Source organism: Massilia soli, assembly GCF_016809835.1.
Classification (GTDB): Bacteria; Pseudomonadota; Gammaproteobacteria; order Burkholderiales; family Burkholderiaceae_D; genus Telluria_A; species Telluria_A soli.
In genome coordinates this window covers 575,789-596,772 of sequence record NZ_JAFBIL020000001.1, presented here as the reverse complement: position 1 = coordinate 596,772, position 20,984 = coordinate 575,789, and the positions used below count along the sequence as shown (strand labels likewise).

The window sequence follows — 20,984 nt, the reverse complement described above, 5'->3', positions numbered from 1 at the left end:
AAAAAAAGGCTCCCCGCAGGGAGCCTTCACCGAGGCTTACGCCGCTTACACAGTCAGCGGCTTGTAGCGAATACGCTTCGGCTTGGCGCCTTCTTCACCCAGGCGCTTCTTCTTGTCGGCTTCATATTCCTGATAGTTACCGTCGAAGAAGGTTACCTGCGAATTGCCTTCGAATGCCAGGATGTGCGTCGCGATACGGTCAAGGAACCAGCGATCGTGGGAGATCACCATCACGCTGCCGGCAAACTCGAGCAGCGCATCTTCCAGCGCGCGCAGGGTTTCCACGTCCAGGTCGTTCGACGGTTCATCGAGCAGCAGGACGTTGCCGCCCTGGAGCAGCGTCTTGGCCAGGTGCAGGCGGCCGCGTTCGCCACCGGACAGGTTGCCGACGACCTTTTGCTGGTCCGAACCCTTGAAGTTGAAGCGGCCCAGGTAGGCACGCGACGGCATTTCAAAGCGGCCAACGGTCAGCATGTCGGCGCCGCCGGAAACGTCCTCGAAGACCGTTTTCTTGTCCGACAGTTCGTCGCGGTGCTGGTCGACGATCGACACGCGCGCGGTCTTGCCGACCACGACTTCGCCGCTGTCCGGCTGTTCTTTGCCGGTGATCATCTTGAACAGGGTCGATTTACCGGCGCCGTTCGGGCCGATGATGCCGACGATCGCGCCGGCAGGCACCGTGAACGACAGGTTGTCGATCAGCAGGCGGTCGCCGAAGGCCTTCGACACATTCTTGAACTCGATGACTTCGTTGCCCAGGCGCTCGGCCACAGGGATGAAGATCTCCTGGGTCTCGTTGCGCTTCTGGTATTCGTGCTCGGACAGCTCGTTGAAGCGGGCCATGCGGGCCTTCGACTTGGCCTGGCGCGCCTTCGGATTCTGGCGCGACCATTCGAGTTCCTTCTGCAGCGCCTTCTGGCGTGCCGACTCGGTCGATTCTTCCTGCTTCAGGCGGGCTTGCTTCTGGTCCAGCCACGAGCTGTAGTTGCCTTTCCACGGAATGCCGCTGCCGCGGTCCAGTTCCAGGATCCACTCGGCGGCGTTGTCGAGGAAGTAGCGGTCGTGGGTAATGCCGACCACGGTGCCTGGGAAACGCACCAGGAACTGCTCCAGCCAGTCGACCGATTCCGCGTCAAGGTGGTTGGTCGGCTCGTCGAGCAGCAGCATGTCGGGCTTCGACAGCAGCAGCTTGCACAGCGCCACGCGGCGCTTTTCACCGCCGGACAGCACGCCGATCTTCTGGTCCCACGGCGGCAGGCGCAGCGCATCGGCGGCCATTTCCAGCTGCAGGTTCAGGTTGCCGCCGTCGGACGACGAGATGATCGCTTCCAGGCGCGCCTGCTCGGTGGCGAGTGCGTCGAAGTCAGCGTCTTCGTCGGCGTAGGCCGCGTACACGGCTTCGAGCTTGGCTTGCGCTTCGAACGCTTCGCCCAGGCCCGATTCCACTTCCTGGCGCACGGTCAGTTCAGGGTCCAGCTGCGGTTCCTGCGGCAGGTAGCCAATGTTCAGGCCCGGCATCGGGCGTGCTTCGCCCTGGATGTCGGTGTCGATGCCTGCCATGATTTTTAGCAGGGTCGACTTGCCGGAGCCGTTCAGGCCCAGCACGCCGATCTTGGCGCCCGGGAAGAATGAGAGCGAAATGTCTTTCAGAATCTGGCGTTTAGGCGGAACGATTTTGCCCACGCGGTTCATGGTATAGACGTAATTTGCCATTGAGAGTCTCGGTTAAAGCGAAAGGTCAACAGGATACAGTAATCGGCAGCGCTTTTGACCTTTTCACATCCATTTCACACGGTGCGGCGCAAGCTTGGGTCATTCATTACCTAGGAGAACGAAATGACCCGCACTTTACTCCGCGCCGCCGCCTGGCTGGCCGCCTTCCTCGCACTGATCGCCGCACTGGCGTGGGGACGCTACCTCAGCTACGACCTCGACAGCATTCCGAAGGCCAATGTGCATGCCACGCCGGCCGACGTGCCTTACCTGAAGCAGGCAGCCGGCGAACAGCGCGGCCGCATCCTGGCCATCGTCAGCAGCGCCGAACGTGGCGGTCCGCTGAATAAAAGGGCGGGTTATGAACTGACCGAGCTGTCACGCGCCTACTACGCGTTCAAGGTCAACGGCTACGACGTCGACATCGCCTCGCCCCTGGGCGGCAAGCCGCCCGCGCGCATCGACACCGACGACATGCAGGACATCGACTATGCCTTCCTCAACGACGCCGACGCCCAGGCCAGGGTGAATCAGTCGCTGCCACTGGCCCAGGTGGACTCCGGGCGCTACGATGCCGTGTACATCGTCGGCGGCAAAGGCGCGATGTACGACCTGCCGGTCAACCGCGACGTGCCGCGCATCGTGCTCGATATCGCCCAACGTGGCGTGGTCGGCGCGGTATGCCATGGTCCGGCAGCCCTGCTTGGCGTGATGACGGCGGACGGCAAGCCTTTCGTGGCAGGCAAGCAGATGACCGGCTTCACCAATGACGAAGAGCTGTTCCTCGACCAGAACGCGCGCGAGCAGTTCCCGTTCATGCTGCAGGACCGCGCGATCGACCGCGGCGCGCGCTTCGTCGCAGCGCCGAACTATCTCGACCACACCATCGTCGATGGCCGTCTCGTCACCGGGCAGAATTCATGGTCGACCTGGTCGACAGTGGAGGCGATGATCAAGGCATTGGGCCATGCGCCGGTGGCGCGCGAACCGGGACTCGACGAGAACAGCGTGCGCATGCTGGCAGCGTACCAGCGCGGCGGCCTTGCGGCGGCCAGAACCGAGCAGGCGAGGGTGGTGCAGTTTGATAAGATGCTGGTGCTGATGCACGCGGCCGTGGCTGCGATGGAGTGGCGCCTCGCCGACGCATTCCAGCTACAGCGCCTGGCAAACCGTTAAAGGACCGCAGTCCGTGCACATACTCGTCGTCGAAGACCACGCGCCGCTGGCGCGCAACCTGGCCGAAGGCCTGGAGCAGCACGGCCACAGCGCCGACTTCGCGGCCGACGGCACGCACGGCCTGCAGCTCGCGCTCGACAACCATTACGACCTCGTGCTGCTCGACCTGACGCTGCCCGGTCTCGATGGACTCGAAGTATGCAGGCGCCTGCGCGAGCAGCATGCGCGCCGCGTTCCGGTGTTGATGCTCACCGCGCGCGACGCGCTGCACGACAAGCTGGCCGGCTTCGATTGCGGCGCCGACGACTACCTCCTCAAGCCGTTCGCGCTGGAAGAACTGCTGGCGCGCTGCCATGCGCTGGCGCGACGCCACACGCTGCACCAGCATCACAGTCTTGCCATTGGCAGCCTGACGCTCGACCGCCAGGCGCAGAGCGCGGCGCGCGATGGGCAGGCGCTGCGGCTGCATCCGGCCGGGTACCAGCTCCTGCTGGCGCTGGCCGAAGCGCACCCGCGCACGGTGACCCGGTCCGAACTCACGCATGCATTGTGGCGCGACGACCCGCCCGATTCCGATGCGCTGCGCAGCCATATGTACCTGCTGCGCCAGGCGCTCGATAAACCGTTCGCGCGCCCGATGCTGCTGACGGTGCATGGGGTCGGTTTTCGTCTGGATGCGTCGGCATGAGCGCCTCGCCGCATAGCCTGCGCCGCCGGATCGTCACCGCCTTCACCGTGTTCGCCCTGGCGACGGCGCTGTGCTTCTCGGCCTTCAGCCTGGTGTTTGTGTACACGGTCGAAGACAGCTTCTTCGAAAACATGCTGCGCCAGGAGACCGAGCACCAGCAACAGGCTGGCGCGCCGGTCAAGCCGTTGCGCGATTTCGTCACCATCCATCGCGGCCAGGGCAGCTTCCCGGCCGATCTCGCGCGCCAGTACGAGCCGAACCGGCGCGAATACTACGGCGACGCCGGGCGCCACTATCACGTGGTGGCGCCGGGCAGCGTCCCGTACTTCATCGTCGCCGAAGTGAGTCGCGAACTGGTGGTGCGTCAGCGCCTGCCTTTCCTCGGCGGCGTGCTGGCGGTACTGGCGCTGCTGATGGTGACCCTGACCGCGGGCTTTGGCTACTGGCTGGCGCGCCGCGCCACCGCACCGCTCGATCGCCTGGCCGGGCTGGTGGCGGAGGCCGCGCCTGGCCATCTTCCGCGCGGCTTCGCGGGTCAATTCCCGGACAATGAAATCGGCGCGCTGGCGAAGGGGCTGGAGCAGGCGATGGACCGCATCGCCGACTTCATCGAGCGCGAGCAGCACTTCACGCGCGATGCCAGCCACGAGCTGCGCACGCCGCTGGCCGTGGTCGGCGGCGCCGCGCGCCTGCTGGCCAGCCAGCCGCTGGCGCCGCAGCAGGCGGCGCAGGTGCAGCGCATCCTGACGGCAGCCGAAGCGATGGCGCAATCGGTCGACACCCTGCTGGCGCTGGCGCGCGAAGACCTGGGCCAGACGCCGCCGGCGGAACGGGTGCTGCTGCTGCCGCTGGTGGAAAGCATCGTGGTTCAGCATGCCCACCTGCTCGATGGCAAGGCGGTGGAGGTGGTGGTGGATGTCGGCGCGAACGATAGCGTGGTGTGCCGGCGCGCCAGCCTGGCGATCCTGCTGTCCAACCTGGTCAGCAACGCGTTCGGCCATACGATGGAAGGCCAGGTTCGAATCAGCATGGAGCAGGGCGGCCTGGCCGTGACCGACAGCGGACCGGGTATCGCGCCCGGCCTGCATCGGGCCGGGGCGAGGGGGCAGGCGAGCGAAGGACTGGGGCTTGGCTTGTCGATCGTCGACCGGCTGGCCGCGCGCAGCGGCATCGACTTAAGCATTGCCAGCTGCGCCGTTGCCGGCACCAAGGCGAGCTTGCGCTTCCCTCGGGCTGCCGATGGCGCCGCCAGCTTGCCTCGCCAGTGGCCAGCCCGGTAAACTCAGCCTTTATAGAAAGAAAAAATATGCCGACTCGCGAAGATATCGTTTTATTGGCGTCGTATAACGCGTCCATGAATCAGCAAGTGTATTCCGCGGCAGCCACCTTGCCGAAGGAAGCGCTGGCCGCCGACCGCGGCGCCTTTTTCGGATCGATCCTCGGCACGCTGAACCATATCGTCGCCGGGGACACGATCTGGCTGCGCCGGTTTGCGGCGCATCCGTCAGGCTTCGCATCGCTGGCGGCAGTGCTCGACATGCCTGCTCCCGCTTCGCTTGCGCATATCCATAGCGAGGACCTGGCGTCGCTCACGGCGCATCGCGCGCGGCTCGATGCGATCATCACTGCCTTGGCGGCGGAAATATCCGAAAGCGACCTGGGCCTGCAGGTCTGCTACCGCAATGCGCGTGGCGATCGCCGCACATATTTCGGACCCTTGCTCCTGCACTTTTTCAATCATCAAACACACCATCGCGGCCAGGTCAGTACGCTGTTGTCGCAAGCTGGCGTGGATGTCGGCGTGACCGACCTTCTCGCATGGATTCCCTAGCACCCGGCGGCGCCCTGGCGCACTAACCGTAGGTGGCGACATCGCGGTGCGAAGTAGCCTAATCTGGCAGCTACCGAGCTGATGAGGCGACTGCCGGCTTGTGCGCAACAGGGCGCACTGGCGCGGACGGCCGCGTCTCCCCAGCGAAACCGCTTCCACTTGCCACAGGAGTCTTAAGAATGAACACCCCCAGCCTACTTCCCTCCGCCCTGATTGGTGCTGTCGCCAGCGCCCGTTCGATGACCCCGATGGCGACGCTCGCCACTGCCCGCGCCGCGGGGCGCGGCACCACGGGCGAGCTGATGCTGTTGGATCGCCCCCTGTTTAAATATGGTGCGATGGCAATGGGCGTTGGTGAGTTGCTCGGAGATAAGATGAAAACCGCGCCTGACCGGACGGTGTTCCTTGGGCTGCTCGCACGCGTGATGAGCGCCGCGATCGCCGGTGCGGCGTTGGCGCCGGCCGGCCGGGAGAAGGCCGGCGCCGCTGTCGCGGTGGCAACTGCCGTTCCGCTGGCCTATCTGACCCTGGCCGGGCGCAAGCAGGCGATGGCCCGTATCGGCCAGACCCGCAGCGGACTGATTGAAGACGCGCTCGTCGTGGCCGCGGGCGCTGCCGTGGTGGCACTGGCGACGCGGCCGGCACGCGATTAACGCGCACCTCTGTCAGTTAGCGCGCTTCCACAGTCCTTCGGCCGCGTACAAGGCCAGCGCGCTCCAGATCATCAGGAAACCGACCAGTTTGCCCGAGGTGAATGCCTCGTGGAACAGGAAGATCCCCAGCGCGAACTGGATGGTCGGGCCGATGTACTGCAGCAGCCCCAGCACCGACAGCGGGATCTTGCGCGCGCCCGCCGCAAACAGCAGCAGCGGGATCGCCGTGATCGGCCCGGCCGCCGCCAGCAGCCAGCGGGTGAAGTCCGATTCCGTATTGACGAAGGCGTTGGCGCCGGTCATGGTCAGCCACACGACATAGCCGAGCGCGAACGGGAACAGCAGCATGGTCTCGAACGACAGGCCTTCCAGCGCGCCCAGCGCCGCGGTCTTGCGCATCAAGCCGTACAGGCCGAACGAGGCGGCCAGCACCAGCGCGATCCAGGGCATGCGCCCGGCGTCCCACGCCAGCCAAGCCACGCCGCATGCGGCCAGCCCGATCGCCGCCCACTGGAAGGCGCGCAGGCGTTCCTTCAGCACCAGGTAGCCCAGCATGACATTGACCAGCGGGTTGATGAAGTAGCCCAGGCTCGATTCGATCACGTGGCCGTTGTTGACTGCCCAAATATACAGCAGCCAGTTCCCCGACAGCAGTAACGCGCTGATGGCGAAGCTGCCAATCACGCGCGGCGTGCTCATCAATGGCCGCACCCAGGCCCACTGGCGCCGGATGGTCAGCACGATCATCAGGAACAGCAACGACCAGAGCACCCGGTGCACCAGGATCTGGGTCGGCGGGACATCGTTCAACGCGTGGAAGTAAATAGGAAACAAACCCCAGCACAGGAAGGCCAGGGCAGCGGACAGAACGCCGGTGCGCATGAGAAACAATCAAAATATTCGCTAGGACAACATTATCTACCAGCTGAAAAATCGCCGCTGGGGTTGCCCAGAATGTGAGGAATTTCGCTTGCAAATTGCCTTACCTTGGCATATTGTGCAACGCATCAAAAACAAAAACATGGTGCAATTTTGACCCCGGAACACAAGAAAAGCAGCATCGCGGCGCTGACGCTGGCCGCTGTCGGCATTGTCTATGGCGACATTGGCACCAGCCCGCTGTATACCCTCAAAGCTGTTTTCGACACCACCCACGGCCTCGCCCTCAACACGCCCAACCTGCTCGGCATCTTGTCGCTGATCTTCTGGGCGCTGACGACGATTGTCTCCCTCAAGTACGTGACCTTGGTGCTGCGCGCGGATAACCGCGGCGAAGGCGGCGTCATGGCGCTGATGGCGCTGGCGCTCAATTCGGTCACCAAGGGCTCCGGCTGGTACGTGCCGCTGATGATGCTCGGCGTGTTCGGCGCCACCATGTTCTATGGCGACAGCGTGATCACGCCCGCCATCTCGGTGCTTGGCGCGATCGAAGGCCTGGAAGTCGCCGCGCCCGGCATGGAAGCGTATGTCGTGCCGATTTCGATCGTGGTGCTCGTTGCGCTGTATTCGGTGCAGTCGCGCGGCACCGCCGGCATCGGCCGCTGGTTCGGCCCGGTCATGCTGGTCTGGTTCCTGACGCTCGCCGTCATGGGCGTGTACCATATTTTTGAAGCGCCAGAGGTGCTCGCCGCGCTGAATCCGCTGCACGCGCTGCGCTTCATGCTGGAGAATAAATTCACCGCCTTCGTGGCGCTGGGCGCGGTGGTGCTGGCGATCACCGGCGCCGAGGCGCTGTACGCCGACATGGGCCACTTTGGCAAAAAGCCGATCCGCATGGCGTGGTTCGCGATCGCCTTCCCATCGCTGGCGCTGAACTATCTGGGCCAGGGCGCGATGCTGATCCAGCATCCGGAAGCGGTCAGCAATCCGTTCTTCCACCAGGTAAGCGGCTGGGCGGTGTATCCGCTGGTGGCGCTGTCGACGATGGCCGCGGTGATCGCCTCGCAGGCCACGATCTCCGGCACCTTCTCGATGACCAAGCAGGCCATCGCGCTCGGCCTGCTGCCGCGCATGCGCGTGCTGCACACCTCGGCCAGCGAGATCGGCCAGATCTACATCCCGGCGGTGAACTGGCTGCAGCTGGCGGTGGTGCTGCTGGCGGTCGTATCGTTCGGTTCGTCCGACGAACTGGCCGGGGCCTACGGTATCGCCGTTACCGCGACCATGCTGTGCACCACGGTGCTGACCTTCTTCGTTACGCGCTACCGCTGGCACCTGCCGCTGTGGCTGTGCTTCGGCGCGACCGGCTTCTTCTTCCTGATCGACGTGATGCTGCTGTCGTCGACATCGCTCAAGCTGTTCCACGGCGGCTGGTTCCCGCTGCTGCTCGGCGCGATCCTGTTTACCGCGATGATGACCTGGAAGCGCGGCCGCGGGCTGGTGTTCGAGAACCTGCAAAAGCATGCGATTCCGCTGCCCGATTTCCTCGATTCGCTGTTCGTGGCGCCGCCGGCGCGGGTGTACGGCACCGCGATCTTCCTGCGCGGCGAAAGCGACGGCGTGCCGCACGCGCTGTTGCACAACCTGTCGCACAACAAGGTCCTGCACGAGCGCGTGGTGTTCCTGACGGTACACATCCTGGAAGAGCCGTGGGTGCCGGAAGCCGAACAGGTCAAGGTCGTCGACCTGGGCCACCAGTGCTACCAGCTGAATGTCTTCTATGGCTTCAAGGACGAGCCGGACATCCCGCATATCCTGAAGCTGGCCGCGGCCCAGGGCGCCGAATTCGAGATGATGGAGACCTCGTTCTTCATCGCCCGCCAGACCGTGATCTCGGCGCCGGGCGGCGGCATGGCGCCGTGGCGCGAGCATCTGTTCGTGGCCATGTCGCGCAATGCCCGCAGCGCGGCCGACTACTACCAGATCCCGCCTAACCGGGTGATCGAGCTCGGCACCCAGGTGACCATCTGACAATGTCGCGTTTGCTTGACGATTTTACAATATCCATAGCGCGCGTCTGATCTGGCGCAGACCATCGCGGTCTGCGCGCCAGCATGCTTGGGATTCCAATCGAAAGGAATCCCTATGTTCCTCAAAGCAAACATTACAGCCCTGCTCGCGGCGCTCGTGTTGTCGGCTCCAGCGGCCCGGGCCGCTCCCTTGTATTCCATCACGGCCTTGCCGGCGTCGACCTACGCGCACGCGATCAATAACGCCGGCCAGGTGGTCGGCGAGTTTGGCGCCGGCAGCGCCTTCAGCTGGACCGGCGGCGTGCTCACCGACCTAGGCGTGGCCGGCGCCAGCAGCGCGCGCGCCGTCAGCAGCAATGGCCTGGTGGCGGGGTATACCTTTTCCGGCGAGTCCAGCCGCGCATTCCTGCGCAACGGCTCCGGCACGGGGTTCCCCGGCACGCTCGGCGGCGCCAGCAGCTTCGGCCTTGGCGTCAATGCCAGCGGGCACATGGTCGGGCAGGCCAACAATGCTGCCGGCGAGTTTCGCGGATTTCTCTATTCCGGCGGCGAGATGCGCGACATCGGCACGCTGGGCGGCGATTTCGCGCTGGCCGCCGGCATCAACAATGCCGGGCAGGTGGTGGGAGAATCGTCGATCGATAACGAGCCTGTCTCCACCGTCAACGCGTTCATCTTCGAAAACGGGACGATGCGCAGCCTGGGAACGCTTGGCGGACGCCAGAGCAGCGCCGCCGCCATCAACGAGTCTGGCCAGGTGACCGGCTATGCGTACACCGAGGGCAGCGTCGAGCACGCGTTCCTGTACGTCGACGGCATGATGATCGACCTCGGCACGCTTGGCGGCGGGCGCAGTTTCGGCTATGGCATCAATGCGCTGGGGCAGGTGGTGGGCAGCTCCGGCCTGGAAGGCGACTTCGACACCCGCGCCTTCCTGTACAGCGGCGGCGCCATGACCGACCTGAACTCGCTGATCGATCCGGCCTCGGGCTGGGTGCTGTACGAGGCGCGCGGCATCAACGACCTGGGCCAGATCGCCGCGTTTGGCTGCCTGGGCGACAATTGCCAGGCGGTGCTGCTGGACGTGGTGCCGCAGGTGCCGGAGCCGGCCTCGATGCTGCTGGTGCTGGGCGGCCTCGGCCTGCTGGCGCTGCGCCGCTCTAGCGCAGCATCTCGACGTGCATGATGCCGTCTTCGTCGTAAGGCGCTGACACGGTCCTGAAGCCAAAGCTGGCGTAGAACGCTTCCAGGTACTGCTGGGCGCCAATGCGCAGGCGGTGGCCCGGATACAGCTGCTCGGCGCGCGCGATGCCTTCCACCAGCAGCTCGCGGCCGACCCCGGTTCCGCGGGCAACGCTGGTCGACAACACGCGCCCGATCGACATTTCGGTGTATTTCACGCCGGGCGCGATCACGCGCAGGCTGGCGGCCAGCTGGCGCTTGCCGTCGATGATTTTCCAGCCCAGCAAGTGCCAGGCATCCTGGTCGTAGCCGTCCAGGTCCGGGTACAGGCATTGTTGCTCAAGCACGAACACGTTCTGGCGCTGGGCCAGCAATTCGTACAGGTCGGTGTTGGGGAGATCAGCGAAGCTGCTCCACTGCCATTCGGTCATGCGGAAAATCCTTTGAAAACTTTAAGCGGCGGTCTCGAAACCTTCGAGCACGTTGACGACATTGACGCCGATTTCATCGACCGCGTAGCCGCCTTCAAACACGAACGCGGCCGGCAGGCCAAGGTAGCCGATGCGTTCGCCGATGCGCAGGAAATCGGCGCTTTGCAGGGTGAAGCTCGAGATCGGGTCGCCGGCCCAGGTATCGACGCCCAGCGACACCACCAGCGCGTCGGGCGCGTAGCTGGCGATGCGGATGCAGGCCGTTTCCAGCGCGGCGAACCATTGCGCCGGCGTGGCGCCGCGCGCCAGCGGCAGGTTCATGTTGTAGCCGAGGCCCGCGCCGTCGCCGGTTTCGTCGGCATGGCCAAGGTAGAACGGAAATTCGGTGCGCGGGTCGCCGTGGATCGACACGAACAGCACGTCGTCGCGGCGATAGAAAATGCTCTGCGTGCCGTTGCCGTGATGGTAGTCGATGTCGAGGATGGCGACTTTCCTGGCGCCGTCGTCAAGCAGGTGCTGGGCCGCCAGCGCGGCGTTGTTCAGGAAGCAGTAGCCGCCGAAGAAGTCGGCGCCGGCGTGGTGGCCGGGCGGTCGGGTTAACGCGAAGGTGCCTTTTTCGCCAAGGCGCAGCGCATGGGCCGCGTTGACGGCGCAGTCGGCGCCCGTCTTGGCGGCGATCCAGGTGCCGGCGGTGAGCGGCGTGCCGCTGTCCATCGAGTACAAGCCCATGCGGGCGCTGAAGTTGTCCGGTTCGATGTCGTCGCGCAGGCTGCGCACCGGCCACACGGATGGGAAAGCGTCCTTGCCGGCATTGGCCGGATCGAGCGCGAGCCAGTCGTTCCAGGCGTTGCGCAGGAAGTGCAGGTAGCGCGGCGTGTGGATGCGCTCCAGCGACGCCAGCGACACGCCGCGCGGCGTGACGATCTGGCCCAGGCCGCGCCGCGCGAACTCGGCTACCACCAGGTCGGCACGTTCCGGCTTCTCAAAGCAGGGCACCATCTCGCCGCGGTAAATCTCGACGCGGCCGCGATGCTGGCCGTGGTGTTCGTTATAGAAGGCGAGCACGCAGGACTTTCGCTTATTCGCCGCACAGGGTGCTGCTGTTGTAGGCGGCGACGAAGTCGTCGAAGCTGCCGGTCTCTTCACGCTCGATGCGGGCCTGCTCGGCCAGCGAGGCCGCGGCCATCTCGGCGAACATCGCTTCCTCGGCCGGCATGAGCGGGCTTTCGCGGAAATAGGCGGCGTGCAGCTCGCTCTGGCGCAGGCCGAAGGCGGCGCTGGAACCCAGCGCGCGCACTTCTTGCAGCACCCGTGCCGATGGCGTGAGGTCAGGGTTGGCGATCTTCGCTTCCTGCACCGCCAGCGATGCCGCATGCACGCCGGCCTCGTTGTGCTGCTCGTCGAGCAGTTTCGCCACCGGGCGGATACGCTCGATCAGTTCGCGCGCCCAGTCCTGCAGCGCGATCTCGTCGCCGCCGCGGGTCAGGGTCAGGCCCGGCTTGCGGCCCTCCTTGACGGTGCGCGCGAAGTTGCGCGCATGGACCTGGCTTTCGACGCTGTCGATCACCGGGCTGTCGTCCATCGCGCAGAACAGCAGGAAGGCGTCGAGGAAGCGGCCGGTTTCGACGCTGATGCCGACCGGTTCGAACGGGTCGACATCGAGGCAGCGCACTTCGATGTACTGGACGCCGCGCCGGCACAGCGCCTGCACCGGACGCTCGCCGGTGCGGATCACGCGCTTCGGACGGATCGTCGAATAGTATTCGTTCTCGATCTGCAGCACGTTGGTCGACAGCTGGATCCATTCGCCGTCCCTCTTGGTGCCCAGCTCCTGGTAGGCCGGATACGGGCGGTTGACCGCGTCCATCAGGGTGGTGACATAGCTTTCCAGCGAATTCTCGTGCGGCGTCAGTCCCGATTGCGCGGCGTTCTGGTAACCCAGGTCGCTCATGCGCAGGCTGGTCGCGTAGGGCAGGTACAGGGTATCGCCGGACAGCGTCTCGAGATCGTTCGGGCGGCCGCGCAGGAAGCCCTTCGACAGCGCCGGCGACGCGCCGAACAGGTACATCAGCAGCCAGCTGTAGCGGCGGAAGTTGCGGATCGTGGCGATGTAGCCTTCCGACTGGAAGTCGCGCAGCGGGCGGCGGCGTTCTTCAGGGACGCCTTCGCTGGACAACAGCAGCTGCCAGAATTTTTCAGGCAGCGAGTAGTTGTAGTGGATGCCGGCGATGCACTGCATCGCCTTGCCGTAGCGCAGCGCCAGGCCGCGCCGGTAGACGTGCTTGAGCATGCCGATGTTCGAGGTGCCGTAGTAGGCGATCTGGATGTCTTCTTCAGCCGGCAGCTCGCACGGCATCGATTCGCTCCACAGCATCTCGTCGCCCATGTGCTGGTAAGCGAAGCGGTGGATCGCGTCGAGCTGGTGCAAGGTGGTGGCGATATCGTGTTCGGCCGGGGTGATGAACTCCAGCAGCGCTTCGGCGTAGTCGGTGGTGATCTGCGGGTGGGTCAGGGCCGATCCCAGCGCCACCGGGTGCATCGTCGCCGCGAGGTTGCCGCGCGGGTCGACGCGCAGCGTTTCGCGTTCGATGCCGCGCAGGCCCTGGCCGAGCAGGGAACGGTGCTCGTCGTCGTCGAGGAGTGCCAGGCGGCGGCTTAGTTGATTGGACACGTGGGATCCCTTTCTTCTACTGCTAAGTTGTAAGTTGTGCAGAGATTAACCGAAAACCGGAGACTGCGTTTGCCGCCTTCCCATTTTGCTGTCGCAGCTTGTTTTCAGCTCCCATTGACCGCCCGCGGCGGCGCCGGGAGCGGCGCCGCCTCCAGCGTTTCATCAATCCAGCGGCCGACCTGGCGTTCGAGGATCGGCAGCGGCAACGGTCCGTTAGCGAGCACCGCTTCGTGGAACGCGCGCACGTCGAAACGCTCGCCCAGCACCATCTGCGCGCGCGAACGCAGCGCCTGGATGCGCAACTGTCCGGCCTTGTACGACAGCGCCCTGGCCGGCTGCGCGATATAGCGGTCAACCTCGATTTCATTATCGGCAAGCGCGTTGGCGGTGTTGGCGTTCAGGTAGTCGATGGCTTGCTGGCGCGTCCATCCCATGGCGTGGATACCGGTGTCGGCCACCATGCGCGCGGCGCGCAGCAGCTCGGAGTTAAGCTGTCCGAAGGCCGAAAACGCATCCTTGTAGAAGCCCATCTCGTAACCGAGCGACTCGGCGTACAGCGCCCAGCCCTCGCCGAAAGCCGGATACCAGGCGTGGCGGCGAAACGCCGGCAGGCCCGCCAGCTGGTGCGCGCGCGCGACCTGCAGATGATGGCCCGGGACGCCTTCGTGCAGCGCCAGCGCGTCCACCTCCCAGATCGGACGGGCATCCAGGCGCGCCGTGTTCACCACCAGCCCGGCCGGCCGCCTGGCGCTGCCTTCTTCGTAATAGGCGGCGCCGACGGATTCGCCGTTCTCGCGCGCCGCCGGCTTGATCACCAGGTCTTCGGAAGGCAGGGTCAGGAACAGGCGCGGAAGCTGCGCATTGGCGCGGCTGACCACGCGGCGGTAGCGCGCCAGCAGCTTGTCCGGCCGTGTGTAGAACATGCGCCTGTCGCTGTTGACGAAGGAAGAGAACTGGGCGAACGAGCCTTTGAACCCGGTGCGCGGAATTACTGCCCGTATCAGGGCGCGGATGCGCTCGACCTCGCGCAGGCCCAGCGCGTGAATCTCGGCCGGTGTCTGGGTGCCGCCGGTGTGCTGCGCCGCCAGCAGCGTGTAGTAGGCGTCGTCGGGCAGCGCGGAAGCGGCGATCGAGTCGCGCGCGGCCGGCAGGTACTCGTTGCGGATGAAATCTTCCAGGGTTTGCAGCGCCGGCGCGACTTTCGTGCGCAGTGCGGCCGGCCCGGCCTGCGCGAACTCTTCGCGGGCCGCAGGCGTGATGGTGGCGGGGATGCTGTTGAAAGGCGCTGCCAGTGCGCCGCTCTCGATCGATTCGCGCATCGCCCGCAGCATCGCCGGCACCGCCGCCACCGTGGTCTTCGGCGCCACCCAGCCGGTGACCACCGCCTCGCGCATCTGTTCGACCAGGCCGTCGACATGGGCCGGGACGGCGTCGAGGCGCGCGAGGTAATTGCGGTAGTCGTTTTCCGAGGCGAACGGCATCTGCGCAACCATCTGGCCAAAGCGGATATGCAGGCCGTCCTGGTTCGAGATCGGCAGCAGCTGCCAGGGGTACAGGGCCAGCAGCCTGAGGGTTTCCTCCTGCTCGTGGATGAACAGTTCGAGCGACAGCCGGTCCTGGGCCGGCAGGCGCTCGGCGGCGATGGCGCGCGCCTGCAGCAGCACGCTGCGGTGATGCAGCAGGGCGGCGCGGCTGGCGGCCAGCGAAGTATCGGACAAGGTATGGTTGAAACGGTGCTCGCCGATCGCGGTGGCGTATTCGGGACGGGTCTGCAGGCGCCATTGCCAGTCGGCGCTCAGCAGCGTACGCACCTGCTGTTCAGCCGTGTCGACCGCCCCGGCCACCAGCGGCAACAAGGACAAAACACAGATGGCCATCAGTTTGCGCATGCAAGGCTCCCTTGGGTGGGTAGCCATTTTAGCAAAGGCGCTCATCGCGGGGAGCGCGCCTAGCCGCTACCTGAATTGCGCGATCGCTGTTCTGGCCACTTCGGCGCAGGCGCGCTTCGCGCTGGTCCGTCCTGCCGGTAGCCATGGCGTCAAGCTGCCCGTCGGCCGCCCGTGACGCGTTCGATGCCGGCCAGGTCGCGCCAGCTCGCCACCTCGTCATAGCCGTGCGCCGTAAGCAGGTCGCGCACCTGCTGCGCCTGGTCGTAGCCGTGTTCCATCAGCAGCCAGCCGCCGGCTTCAAGGTGGGCCGGCGCGCCCTTGACGATGGTGCGCAGCGCCGACAGGCCGTCGGCGTGGTCGGTCAGCGCGCCGGCGGGCTCGAAGCGCAAATCGCCCTGCGACAGGTGGTCGTCGCCGCTGGCGATATACGGCGGATTCGATACCACCATGTCGAAGCGCTCACCCTCGATCGCGCCAAACCAGTCGCTCTGCACCAGCCGCACCCGCGCGCCGTGGGTGACGGCATTCTGGCGCGCGACATCGAGGGCGGCGGGACTGACATCGAGGGCGGTGACCTGGGCATCGCGGCGCGTGTGCGCCAGCGCGACAGCGATGGCGCCGCTGCCGGTGCCCATGTCGAGCACCCGGCCCTGCGGCGCCAGGCGTTCGAGCGCCAGTTCGACCAGCAGTTCGGTATCGGGGCGGGGAATCAGCACGGCGCCGGTCACCAGGAAGTCGAGTCCGAAGAACTCGCGGCGCCCGACGATGTAGGCGATCGGCTCGCCGTGCAGGCGCCGCGCCACCAGCGCGCCAAGGGCGTCCGCTTCCGCTTGCGTGATCGCGCGTTCGGACTGGGTTATCAGGCCGACCCGCGTCAGGCCGAGCGCGTGGCACAGCAGGATACGGTTCTCCAGCGGTTCAAGCGGCAGCCCCGACTGCAGCGCCGCGACCGTGGCCCCGGCCTGGAACTCCATCAGCGGCTGCGGCGCAGCAGCGCGAACAGCAGGGCGATGGTGACGACGGCAAATCCGAGCGCCGACCACTGCGGGATCGACAGGCCGAACAGGGTGTCGGTGGCGTCGCCGCACAGGCCCTCGGCGCGGAACAGCCATGGCATGTATTCAGCCGTCGGGATCTTGTTGAGCATCGTCTCCATCGGGTCGATGCCGCACGAGAAGCCAGGGTTGGCCAGCACGTACAGGTGGTTCGCCACGTAGCCCGCGCCGGTCAGCGCGGCGAGCGCCGCCACCGCGGTCCAGATCCTCTGCTGGTTGGCGAACGCCGCCACCAGGCTGAAGATGCCCGCTGCCAGGTAGGCGTAGCGCTGGATGACGCACAGCGGGCACGGCATCATGTCCTTGGCGTGCTGCAGGTAGAGGGCGGCGCCGACCAGTGCGAAGCAGGTTGCGGCCACGGCCAGGAGCAGGGTGCGGTTGTTGGGCATCGTCTCGTCCAGTGAATGATAAGAGTGACGTCGTTCCCGCTTGCGCGGCAGCGACGACGGTGATTTTACAGATTATTGCTGAGCAAACTTATCGCTGGCTTAATCGCCCAGCGCCGCCAGCAGCTCGGCCTGGTGTTCGGAGGCCAGCGCGTTGGTCAGGTCGGCCAGGTCGCCGTCCATGATGAAATCGAGCTTGTACAGGGTCAGGTTGATGCGGTGGTCGGTCATGCGCCCCTGCGGGAAGTTGTAGGTGCGGATACGCTCGCTGCGGTCGCCCGACCCGATCAGGCTCTTGCGGGTGGCCGCTTCCTTCGACTGCTGCTCGCGCAGCTGCACGTCCTTGATGCGCGCGGCCAGCACCTTCAGCGCCGAGGCCTTGTTCTTGTGCTGGCTGCGGTCATCCTGGCATTCCACCACGATCCCGGTCGGCAGGTGGGTGATGCGCACCGCCGAATCGGTCTTGTTGATGTGCTGTCCGCCCGCGCCGGAGGCGCGGTAGGTATCGATGCGCAGGTCGGCCGGATTGATATTCACATCCTCGACCTCGTCGGCTTCGGGCATCACCGCCACCGTGCAGGCCGAGGTGTGGATGCGGCCCTGGGTTTCGGTGGCAGGCACGCGCTGCACGCGGTGGCCGCCCGATTCGAACTTGAGTTTCGAGTAGGCGCCGTTGCCGACCAGGCGCACGATGACTTCGCGATAGCCGCCCAGGTCGGACGGCGACTCGGACACCATCTCGACCTGCCAGCGATTGCGCTCGGCGAAGCGGGTGTACATGCGCAGCAAGTCGCCGGCGAACAGCGCCGATTCGTCGCCGCCGGTACCGGCGCGGATCTCGAGGAAGATGTTGCGTTCGTCGTTGACGTCCTTCGGCAGCAGCATCTTCTGCAGGTCCAGTTCGAGCGCGGCGACGCGCGCCTTGCCGGCTTCGATCTCTTCCTGCGCGAAGTCCTTCATGTCCGGGTCTTGCAGCATCTCGTGGGCTTCGGCGATGTCGGCCTGGGCCGCCTGGAAGTCCTTGTAAAGCGCCACCAGCGGTCCGATTTCGGCGTGCTCGCGCGTCATCTTGCGGTAGGTGTCCATGTTCGACGTGGCTTCCTGGTGCATCAGGAGTTCGTCCAGTTCCACAAGGCGGTTGGCCAGTTGGTCCAGCTTGGCCAGCATCGATGGTTTCATAGGGCTGTTCTAATGAGGTGTGGGAGATGCGCGGATCGCGCGCCGGTGCGGGCGCCGCATGCGAGCGGCGCGGAGAGGCCGGGTCGCTAACGGCGGCCGCGGAACAGCTGCGGCAGCAGCGATGCCAGCTTGGCGCGCTCGTCGCCCTGGGCGCGGTGAAGCGCCTGCTGCGGGCCGTGCAGGAACTTGGCGGTCAGGCCTTTCGACAGCGCTTCGAGCACGGCCTCGACATCGTCGCCGCGCGCCAGCATCTTGCGCGCGCGTTCGACTTCGAACAGGCGCATCGCTTCGCTGTTTTCCTGCAGGTCCTGGATGACCGGGACCACGGCGCGGTCGTCCATCCAGTGCATGAACGACTGGACCCGCGTTTCGATGATGGCTTCGGCCTGCGATACGGCGGCCTGGCGACTTTCGAGTCCGGTCTGCACCACCTGGCCGAGATCGTCGACGGTGTACAGGAAGGCGTCGTCGAGGCGGCCGACCTCTTCTTCGATATCGCGCGGCACCGCCAGGTCGACCATGAACATCGGCTTGTGGCGGCGCGCCTTGAGTGCGCGTTCGACCAGCCCGAGGCCGATCAGCGGCAGCGTCGATGCGGTGCACGAGATGACGATGTCGAACTGCGGCAGCTGTTCGGGCAGCGCCGACAGGGCGATCGCGCGGCCGTTGAATCGGTGCGCCAGCGCTTCGCCGCGCTGCATGGTGCGATTGGCGATGGTGATGCTTTTCGGGTTCTGCGCCGCGAAATGGGTGGCGCACAGTTCGATCATTTCGCCGGCGCCGATGAACAGCACGTTCTGGTCGGAGACCTTGTCGAAGATGCGCTGCGACAGGCGTACCGCGGCGGCGGCCATCGACACGCTGTGGGCGCCGATTTCGGTGGTGCTGCGTACTTCCTTGGCGACCGAGAAGCTGCGCTGGAACAGCTGGTGCAGATAGGTGCCCAGGCCGCCCGCTTCATCGGCGTGGCGCACCGCGTCTTTCATCTGGCCGAGGATTTGCGGCTCGCCCAGCACCATCGAATCGAGGCCTGACGCGACCCGGAACGCATGGCGCACGGCCTGGCCCTGCGGCAGCATGTACAGGTGCGGACGCAGTTCGGCAAACGGCAGGCGGTGGTAGCTGGCCAGGAAATGGGCGCTGGCGTCGAGCGGGTCGGGTACGTGGCTGGCCGCGTACATCTCGGTGCGGTTGCAGGTCGAGAGGATGGCCGCTTCGTCGGCCCCGCGCGAGTCGATCTTGGCAAACCAGCCGCGCGCAGCCTGCACCGCCTGACCGAGCTGGTCAGGCGCCAGCGCCAGCTGCTCGCGAAGCGAGACCGGTGCGGTGGTGTGGTTCAGGCCGACGGCGAGGAGTTGCATGTCTTTACATTGTGCGGTGGAGTACCGCGATTATACCTTGCCCGGTCTTGTCCTACAGCGGCAAGGCCCGCTTCTTGGCAGGATGGAAACGCCGGGGCGCTCAAGCGCCCAGTTTTTCGAGGCGGTAGCCGTAGCTATACACCGGCACCAGGCGGAAACCGTTCTCCGGCTTGAGCTGCAACTTGTTGCGTACGCGCGAAACGTGGGTGTCCATGGTGCGCGATGGCACGTCGGTTTCGCGGATCCAGACCGCTTCATGGATGAAGGCGCGCGACAGCGGACGACCGATGTTGCGGAAGAACAGCAAGGCCAGGTAGAACTCCTTGTGCGTGACGTCGATGACCGAACCGTCCATCATCAGGCGGCCGGGGCGGGTCTCGAACACGTAAGGGCCGAACTGCAGCATCTCGGCGCCATTCTGGGCCGGGTAGGCGCGCCGCAGCATCGCTTGCACGCGCGCCACCAGCTCGCCGCGGCGCAGCGGCTTGATCATGTAATCACTGGCGCCGGCGCCGACGCCGGCGACGATGTCGTCTTCGCCCGAGCTGCTGGTCATGAACATGATCGGGGTGTGGGCCGGCATCTTTTCACGCGCGCGCCGCACCACGTCGACTGCGCCCATGTCAGCCACCTGCCAGTCGAGAATCACCATGTCGGTGCTGTCCTTGCGCAAATGCGCGAGCATCTCCTTGCCGCTGTCGTACGACTGGCAGGAGTGGCCGGCAGCCGTCAGCACCTGGCATATCAGATCGGCCTGGCTGCGGTCGTTGTCGAGGACTGCGATTCTCATAATGGAAGTGTGGCGTAAATCGTTATTGTAGGATGCATCCTACATTTAATTAAAGAATAGTTACTCGAAATATAACAGGCTTTTACAATTAAGTCGCAGATGAGACATTTTTGTTGCTTCTCATCACAAGCGCACGCCGCTGCCAGCCGTGCACCGTAGTAAATTTATAACAAGGTACACTGCATAAACAGCGATATCAATATCTATAAATCTTTACAGAAACTTTTGGTGAGGGAGAGCGAACATGATGAGCGCCGAAGCGACGCAGTGGGGAGCCATCCCCGTCAGTACCCAGGACATCAGCGACGTACGCGAGCGCTGCCGCCAGATGGTGCGCAGGAAAGCGATGATGGCGGCCGGTGTGTCCGCCTTGCCGATCCCGGGCATCGATGTGGTGTCCGACCTGTCGATGTTCGCCAAGCTGGTCGACGATGTCAATACCTCGTTCGGCCTGACGCCGGAGCAGATCGACCGCTTGCAGCCCAGCCACAAGCTGATCGCGTACAAGGCGGCGGTCGGTATTGGCGGTATGTTGGTGGGAAAAATCGTGTCGCGCGAGCTGCTGCTGGGCGTGTTCAAGCGGATGGGCATGCGTTCGGCGGCCAAGTCGGCCACCAAGTTCGTGCCGATTGCCGGGTCGATTGCCGCGGCGGGCATTGGTTTTGCCGTGTTCCGCCACCTTGGCTACAAGCACGTCGAGGCTTGCGCCAACGTCGCGCGCGAACTGTCCGGTTCGCAGCCGGCGCCGGCGCCGGCGATGTAACCGGGCCAGATGGAAAACCGGCCACGCTGTTGAGGCGTGGCCGGCAGGGGCCGGTCAGGTATCCGGCAGCACCACGTTGACGTCGAGCACTTCAAGGTTGCCCTGGCGATCCAGGGAAATCTTGATGTCGTCGGCGTTGACCTTGGTGTATTTCGAGATCACTTCGATCAGCTCGCGGTGCAGCGCCGGCAGGAAGTCCGGTCCGGTGCGGTTGGTGCGTTCACGCGCGATGATGATCTGCAACCGTTCCTTGGCGGCGGTTGCGCTCTTCGGCTTCGAAGGGAACAGGAATGAGAGCAGGGCCATA

20 protein-coding genes are annotated in these 20,984 nt (G+C 65.3%); 8 read left to right on the top strand and 12 right to left on the bottom strand.

Annotated elements, in window-relative coordinates; translation table 11 throughout:
* Positions 1 to 45 precede the first annotated feature (45 nt).
* Positions 46 to 1,713, bottom strand: coding sequence for an energy-dependent translational throttle protein EttA (gene ettA, locus I4X03_RS02710; RefSeq protein WP_223465196.1), 1,668 nt, complete (start codon positions 1,711 to 1,713; stop codon positions 46 to 48).
* Between the two features lie 123 nt (positions 1,714 to 1,836).
* Between ettA and I4X03_RS02705 the strand changes: the two genes are divergently transcribed.
* The 5 genes from I4X03_RS02705 to I4X03_RS02685 all read left to right on the top strand — a co-directional run bounded on the left by I4X03_RS02705 (position 1,837) and on the right by I4X03_RS02685 (position 6,061).
* Positions 1,837 to 2,889, top strand: a complete 1,053-nt coding sequence (locus tag I4X03_RS02705) for a type 1 glutamine amidotransferase domain-containing protein (protein WP_223465187.1) — start codon at positions 1,837 to 1,839, stop codon at positions 2,887 to 2,889.
* 13 nt (positions 2,890 to 2,902) lie between these two features.
* Positions 2,903 to 3,577 carry a response regulator transcription factor gene (locus I4X03_RS02700; RefSeq protein ID WP_223465185.1) on the top strand — a complete coding sequence of 225 codons (675 nt, stop codon included), beginning with the start codon at positions 2,903 to 2,905 and terminating at the stop codon, positions 3,575 to 3,577.
* Positions 3,574 to 4,857, top strand: coding sequence for a sensor histidine kinase (locus I4X03_RS02695; protein WP_223465183.1), 1,284 nt, complete (start codon positions 3,574 to 3,576; stop codon positions 4,855 to 4,857). The genes I4X03_RS02700 and I4X03_RS02695 overlap by 4 nt, the downstream gene beginning before the upstream one ends.
* A gap of 26 nt (positions 4,858 to 4,883) precedes the next feature.
* Entirely contained in the window at positions 4,884 to 5,408 is a 525-nt protein-coding gene (locus tag I4X03_RS02690) for a DinB family protein (RefSeq protein WP_223466236.1), read from the top strand.
* A 179-nt stretch (positions 5,409 to 5,587) separates the two neighbouring features.
* A complete protein-coding gene (locus I4X03_RS02685; RefSeq protein WP_223465181.1) occupies positions 5,588 to 6,061 on the top strand; it encodes a hypothetical protein in 474 nt (157 codons plus the stop codon).
* 12 nt (positions 6,062 to 6,073) lie between these two features.
* Here the strand turns inward: I4X03_RS02685 and rarD are convergent, their stop codons facing one another.
* Positions 6,074 to 6,943 carry an EamA family transporter RarD gene (gene rarD / locus I4X03_RS02680; RefSeq protein ID WP_223465179.1) on the bottom strand — a complete coding sequence of 290 codons (870 nt, stop codon included), beginning with the start codon at positions 6,941 to 6,943 and terminating at the stop codon, positions 6,074 to 6,076.
* A gap of 150 nt (positions 6,944 to 7,093) precedes the next feature.
* Between rarD and I4X03_RS02675 the strand changes: the two genes are divergently transcribed.
* Together I4X03_RS02675 and I4X03_RS02670 are read left to right on the top strand one after the other, a co-directional pair.
* The gene (locus tag I4X03_RS02675; protein ID WP_223465176.1) at positions 7,094 to 8,971 is read left to right on the top strand and encodes a potassium transporter Kup; all 1,878 of its coding nucleotides are present in this window, start codon (positions 7,094 to 7,096) and stop codon (positions 8,969 to 8,971) included.
* A 114-nt stretch (positions 8,972 to 9,085) separates the two neighbouring features.
* Entirely contained in the window at positions 9,086 to 10,156 is a 1,071-nt protein-coding gene (locus I4X03_RS02670) for a PEP-CTERM sorting domain-containing protein (RefSeq protein ID WP_223465174.1), read from the top strand.
* Here I4X03_RS02670 and I4X03_RS02665 read toward each other — a convergent pair.
* From I4X03_RS02665 to I4X03_RS02625, 9 genes are all read right to left on the bottom strand, one after another.
* Positions 10,131 to 10,583, bottom strand: coding sequence for a GNAT family N-acetyltransferase (locus I4X03_RS02665; protein ID WP_223465164.1), 453 nt, complete (start codon positions 10,581 to 10,583; stop codon positions 10,131 to 10,133). The two genes, I4X03_RS02670 and I4X03_RS02665, sit on opposite strands and share 26 nt — an antisense overlap.
* A 21-nt stretch (positions 10,584 to 10,604) precedes the next feature.
* On the bottom strand, positions 10,605 to 11,648 hold the full coding sequence (locus I4X03_RS02660; protein WP_223465161.1) for a histone deacetylase family protein: 1,044 nt from the start codon (positions 11,646 to 11,648) through the stop codon (positions 10,605 to 10,607).
* A gap of 13 nt (positions 11,649 to 11,661) precedes the next feature.
* Entirely contained in the window at positions 11,662 to 13,254 is a 1,593-nt protein-coding gene (gene gshA / locus I4X03_RS02655) for a glutamate--cysteine ligase (protein WP_223465159.1), read from the bottom strand.
* A 104-nt stretch (positions 13,255 to 13,358) separates the two neighbouring features.
* Entirely contained in the window at positions 13,359 to 15,143 is a 1,785-nt protein-coding gene (locus I4X03_RS02650; RefSeq protein WP_223465157.1) for a DUF885 domain-containing protein, read from the bottom strand.
* A gap of 149 nt (positions 15,144 to 15,292) precedes the next feature.
* Complete coding sequence (prmC, locus tag I4X03_RS02645; protein ID WP_223465156.1) at positions 15,293 to 16,117, bottom strand: peptide chain release factor N(5)-glutamine methyltransferase; 825 nt, start codon at positions 16,115 to 16,117, stop codon at positions 15,293 to 15,295.
* A complete protein-coding gene (locus tag I4X03_RS02640; RefSeq protein ID WP_223465155.1) occupies positions 16,117 to 16,587 on the bottom strand; it encodes a disulfide bond formation protein B in 471 nt (156 codons plus the stop codon). Before I4X03_RS02640 ends, prmC begins: the two co-directional genes overlap by 1 nt.
* A gap of 99 nt (positions 16,588 to 16,686) precedes the next feature.
* The gene (prfA, locus tag I4X03_RS02635) at positions 16,687 to 17,763 is read right to left on the bottom strand and encodes a peptide chain release factor 1 (protein WP_223465154.1); all 1,077 of its coding nucleotides are present in this window, start codon (positions 17,761 to 17,763) and stop codon (positions 16,687 to 16,689) included.
* Between the two features lie 86 nt (positions 17,764 to 17,849).
* A complete protein-coding gene (gene hemA / locus I4X03_RS02630; RefSeq protein ID WP_223465153.1) occupies positions 17,850 to 19,124 on the bottom strand; it encodes a glutamyl-tRNA reductase in 1,275 nt (424 codons plus the stop codon).
* 100 nt (positions 19,125 to 19,224) lie between these two features.
* A complete protein-coding gene (locus I4X03_RS02625) occupies positions 19,225 to 19,914 on the bottom strand; it encodes a response regulator transcription factor (protein WP_223465152.1) in 690 nt (229 codons plus the stop codon).
* Between the two features lie 244 nt (positions 19,915 to 20,158).
* Between I4X03_RS02625 and I4X03_RS02620 the strand changes: the two genes are divergently transcribed.
* On the top strand, positions 20,159 to 20,677 hold the full coding sequence (locus I4X03_RS02620; protein ID WP_223465151.1) for a hypothetical protein: 519 nt from the start codon (positions 20,159 to 20,161) through the stop codon (positions 20,675 to 20,677).
* A gap of 54 nt (positions 20,678 to 20,731) precedes the next feature.
* On the opposite strand, the gene minE is transcribed toward I4X03_RS02620, so the two are convergent.
* A complete protein-coding gene (gene minE, locus I4X03_RS02615) occupies positions 20,732 to 20,983 on the bottom strand; it encodes a cell division topological specificity factor MinE (protein ID WP_131428221.1) in 252 nt (83 codons plus the stop codon).
* Between the last annotated feature and the right edge of the window lies 1 nt (position 20,984).

Bases quoted from the DNA above. Each gene is read 5' to 3' on its own strand.
- I4X03_RS02685 (WP_223465181.1), top strand. From the start codon at position 5,588: ATGAACACCCCCAGCCTACTTCCCTCCGCCCTGATTGGTGCTGTCGCC.
- rarD (WP_223465179.1), bottom strand. From the start codon at position 6,943: ATGCGCACCGGCGTTCTGTCCGCTGCCCTGGCCTTCCTGTGCTGGGGT.
- minE (WP_131428221.1), bottom strand. From the start codon at position 20,983: ATGGCCCTGCTCTCATTCCTGTTCCCTTCGAAGCCGAAGAGCGCAACC.
- I4X03_RS02625 (WP_223465152.1), bottom strand. From the start codon at position 19,914: ATGAGAATCGCAGTCCTCGACAACGACCGCAGCCAGGCCGATCTGATA.
- ettA (WP_223465196.1), bottom strand. From the start codon at position 1,713: ATGGCAAATTACGTCTATACCATGAACCGCGTGGGCAAAATCGTTCCG.
- I4X03_RS02650 (WP_223465157.1), bottom strand. From the start codon at position 15,143: ATGCGCAAACTGATGGCCATCTGTGTTTTGTCCTTGTTGCCGCTGGTG.
- I4X03_RS02640 (WP_223465155.1), bottom strand. From the start codon at position 16,587: ATGCCCAACAACCGCACCCTGCTCCTGGCCGTGGCCGCAACCTGCTTC.
- hemA (WP_223465153.1), bottom strand. From the start codon at position 19,124: ATGCAACTCCTCGCCGTCGGCCTGAACCACACCACCGCACCGGTCTCG.
- I4X03_RS02670 (WP_223465174.1), top strand. From the start codon at position 9,086: ATGTTCCTCAAAGCAAACATTACAGCCCTGCTCGCGGCGCTCGTGTTG.
- prmC (WP_223465156.1), bottom strand. From the start codon at position 16,117: ATGGAGTTCCAGGCCGGGGCCACGGTCGCGGCGCTGCAGTCGGGGCTG.
- prfA (WP_223465154.1), bottom strand. From the start codon at position 17,763: ATGAAACCATCGATGCTGGCCAAGCTGGACCAACTGGCCAACCGCCTT.
- I4X03_RS02695 (WP_223465183.1), top strand. From the start codon at position 3,574: ATGAGCGCCTCGCCGCATAGCCTGCGCCGCCGGATCGTCACCGCCTTC.
- I4X03_RS02705 (WP_223465187.1), top strand. From the start codon at position 1,837: ATGACCCGCACTTTACTCCGCGCCGCCGCCTGGCTGGCCGCCTTCCTC.
- I4X03_RS02665 (WP_223465164.1), bottom strand. From the start codon at position 10,583: ATGACCGAATGGCAGTGGAGCAGCTTCGCTGATCTCCCCAACACCGAC.
- I4X03_RS02620 (WP_223465151.1), top strand. From the start codon at position 20,159: ATGATGAGCGCCGAAGCGACGCAGTGGGGAGCCATCCCCGTCAGTACC.
- I4X03_RS02690 (WP_223466236.1), top strand. From the start codon at position 4,884: ATGCCGACTCGCGAAGATATCGTTTTATTGGCGTCGTATAACGCGTCC.